The organism is Thioalkalivibrio sp. XN8 (genome assembly GCF_011058255.1).
GTDB lineage: Bacteria > Pseudomonadota > Gammaproteobacteria > Steroidobacterales > XN24 > XN24.
Genome location: NZ_JAALFH010000001.1, coordinates 1 through 3,005 on the forward strand (window position 1 = coordinate 1; position 3,005 = coordinate 3,005).

Annotated in this window: 4 protein-coding genes and 1 pseudogene; all 5 read left to right on the forward strand. The window is 72.4% G+C overall.

Going from position 1 to position 3,005, the window contains the following annotated elements:
• The coding region (locus G6N75_RS00005) for a hypothetical protein (protein ID WP_165346019.1) at positions 1–940 on the forward strand (940 nt) is incomplete at its 5' end.
• A 200-nt stretch (positions 941–1,140) separates the two neighbouring features.
• Positions 1,141–1,845 carry a MotA/TolQ/ExbB proton channel family protein gene (locus G6N75_RS00010; RefSeq protein ID WP_165346022.1) on the forward strand — a complete coding sequence of 235 codons (705 nt, stop codon included), beginning with the start codon at positions 1,141–1,143 and terminating at the stop codon, positions 1,843–1,845.
• Positions 1,814–2,266: a biopolymer transporter ExbD gene (locus G6N75_RS00015; RefSeq protein ID WP_165346020.1), complete on the forward strand. Its 453-nt coding sequence runs from the start codon at positions 1,814–1,816 to the stop codon at positions 2,264–2,266. Before G6N75_RS00010 ends, G6N75_RS00015 begins: the two co-directional genes overlap by 32 nt.
• Positions 2,266–2,673 (forward strand): biopolymer transporter ExbD, encoded by a 408-nt coding sequence (locus tag G6N75_RS00020; protein ID WP_165346021.1) that lies wholly within the window; start codon positions 2,266–2,268, stop codon positions 2,671–2,673. Before G6N75_RS00015 ends, G6N75_RS00020 begins: the two co-directional genes overlap by 1 nt.
• A pseudogene (locus tag G6N75_RS00025) lies at positions 2,673–3,005 on the forward strand (energy transducer TonB); the annotation flags it as partial. The gene G6N75_RS00020 and the pseudogene G6N75_RS00025, both read left to right, overlap by 1 nt.

Genomic DNA, 3,005 nt, shown 5'->3' on the forward strand with positions numbered 1-3,005 from the left:
CCCGCGCGCGGACCGCGACGCCCGCACCCTGGGCGCGGACCTGCAATACAGCAACCCGGATGTCGGCGGCGCGGGCAAGACGCTCACCGCCGAAGCCTGGTGGCAGGGCACCGCGACCGAGGACGCGCCCGACGGGGCGGCCTGGGGCTTCGCCCTCGACTACCCCAACACCGGCCTGGTCGCCAACGCCCGCTTCAACCACATCGGCGCCGACTACGACCCGGCGCTGGGCTTCGTCTTCCAGGCCGGCGTGCGCGAGGCCTTCGGCGAGCTCGGCTACTGGCTGCGCCCGGCGGGCTACGACGCGGTGATTCCGCAGCTCGACTGGCAGGTGCGCGAGCGCCTCGACGAGGGGCTCGAGTACACACTGCTGAATCCCGAGGTCTACGTGGAGAACCGCGCCGGCGACTACGTCTTCCCCGAGCTGCGGTTCGAGCGCGAGCGGCTGTTCGCGCCCTTCGAGATCCTGCCCGGCATTGTCATTCCCGCCGGCGACTACCAGTATCACCGGGTGCTGCTGAGCGCCGGCACCAGCCGCGACCGGAACGCAGCCGTCGAGGTCTCGGTGGCCGCCGGGCAGTATTTCACCGGGCACCGGCGCGACTACGAGCTCGAGCTGCTGTGGCAGCCCGGCCCGCGTTACAACGTGGAGCTGGAATACGAAGTGACGGACCTGGACCTGCGCGAGGGGCGCTTCATCGTCCGCGTCGCGCAGGCCAACCTGAACGTGAATTTCAACCCGCGCCTGGCGCTCAATCTCACCGCCCAGCACGACAACGTCTCCGAGCGGCTGGGATTGAACGGACGCCTGCGCTGGACCTTCGCGGAACACCAGGACCTGTTCCTGGTCGTTAACCACGAGACCGGCACCCTGGACGACGACTTCCGGGCGCTGCGGACGGAGACGATTGCCAAGGTGGGCTTGAGCGTCGTGCTTTGAGCACACGCATGATGCACGACCCTGCGCAGCAGGCAGGGCCAACGACAGGAAGAATGAACGTGATGCGAGCAGTGATCTCTACGGTTTATTCGCTGGCCGCCATCCTCCCGGCAGCGGCGGCGGCGCAGGAGGACCCGGCTGCGACGCCGGCCATGCCGGAGGCGCTGGAGGCGCCGGCGCCGACGGCCGCCGACGGCGCCATGACGCAGTTCGCCGCCTTCCTCGAGACGGGCGGACCGGTGGTGCTCGTCCTGCTGCTCATGTCGGTGCTGGCGTTGACCCTGGTGCTGGCCAAGCTGATCCAGTTCCGCCGCTGCCGGGTCGGCGAGCGACGCGCGGCGCGCGAGGCGCTGTCGCTGTGGCGCGCGGGCCGGGCCGAGGCGGCGATCGAGCGCGCGACGACCAGCCCCAGCCCCGCGGCCCAGGCGCTGGCGCGGGCCATGCGCGGGCAACATCGCGGCGTACCCGAGCCGCTGGTGCGCGAGGAAGTGCTGCGCTACGGCAGCGGCGCGCTGTTCGAGCTGCGGCGCGGCCTGCGCCCGCTGGAAGTGATCGGTTCGCTGGCCCCGCTGCTGGGCCTTTTGGGCACGGTGCTGGGCATGATCGAAGCCTTCCGCCAGCTCGAGGCCGCCGGCAACCAGGTCAATCCGGCGATCCTCTCGGGCGGCATCTGGGAGGCGCTGCTGACGACGGCAGTCGGCCTGACCGTGGCGATCCCCGTGGTGGCGCTGCTGAACTGGCTGGAGCGACGCGTCGATCACCTGGCGCAGGAGATGGACGACATGGTCACCCAGGTCTTCACGCTGGATCTCGACGCGGGCGCGCCGGCCACCCGGCGTGCAGCGGACTCCACCAACCCCGGCAACCCGGTCCATGCAGCCTCCCTTGCCGCCCGCCACGCCTAGCTTCGCCGCAGCGGCCACGCGCCGGCGGACGGTGATCAGCCTCACGCCGCTGATCGACGTGGTGTTCATCCTCCTGGTGTTCTTCATGCTCGCCACGAGCTTCCTCGACTGGCGCTACGTCACCATGGACACGCCGGCGGTGCGGGCCGCGGCGCCGCCCAGCGACGTGCCGCTGCTCACGCTGGTGGTGAGACGGGACGGGCTGCGCCTCGACGACGCGGCGGTGAGCGAGGCCGAGGCGATCGCCGCGGCGAGGGCCCACCTGGAGCAGCATCCGGAAGTCGGGGTGCGCCTGCAGCCGGACGGGGACACGCCGCTGCAGCGGGTGATGGACGTGCTCGACACGCTCGCCGGCGCCGGCGTGGAGCCGCTGACCCTGGTGCGCGACCCGGGCTGGCAGGACCCGCGGGGGAGCGACTGATGCACTTTACGCAACGCCGGCCGGCGCCGACCGAGGAGCGCATCCTGCCACTGATCAACGTGGTGTTCCTGCTGCTGATCTTCTTCATGCTGGCGGGTACGCTGGCGGTGCGCGAGCCCTTCGAGGTCACGGCGCCGGACTCTTCGAGCGAGACGCGGCCGGAGACCGAGCCGCGACGCCTGCTGCTCGGCGCCGACGGGCGGCTGGCGCTGGACGGCGAGGTGCTGGACGAAGCCGCCGTTGTCGCCGCGCTCGCCGCGGCCCTGGCGGACGATCCGGGCCTGCGCGTCGAGCTCAAGGCCGATGCCCGGACGCCCGGCAACCGGGCGGTGGTGCTGCTGGAGGCGCTGCGCGCCGCGGGGCTCGAGCAGGTGTCGCTGATGACGCAGGCCCGGCAGGAGGACTGATGGGACTGGGGCGGCGTCATTACCTGCTCGCCGCCCTGCTGGCGCTGGGCCTGCACCTGGGCCTGGCGGCCGTGCTGCTGTGGCGCCCGGCGCCGCCGGAGGGCGCCGCGCTGGCGGCCGGCACCGGCGGGATCGAGATCTCGCTCGGTCCGGCGGGCGGGACGCAGGGCGACCCGGACCGTCACGACGAGGAAGACATAGAGGCGCCGGAAGCCGTCCCGGAACCCGAGCCGCCGCCGGAGCCGGAGCCCGACCCTGTCCCCGAGCCCCGCCCGGAGCCGGAGCCGCCGGCCATGGTCGAGCCGACGCCGCAGCCGGTTGCGGAACGCCCG

Bases quoted from the DNA above. Each gene is read 5' to 3' on its own strand.
- G6N75_RS00010 (WP_165346022.1), top strand. From the start codon at position 1,141: ATGACGCAGTTCGCCGCCTTCCTCGAGACGGGCGGACCGGTGGTGCTC.
- G6N75_RS00015 (WP_165346020.1), top strand. From the start codon at position 1,814: ATGCAGCCTCCCTTGCCGCCCGCCACGCCTAGCTTCGCCGCAGCGGCC.
- G6N75_RS00020 (WP_165346021.1), top strand. From the start codon at position 2,266: ATGCACTTTACGCAACGCCGGCCGGCGCCGACCGAGGAGCGCATCCTG.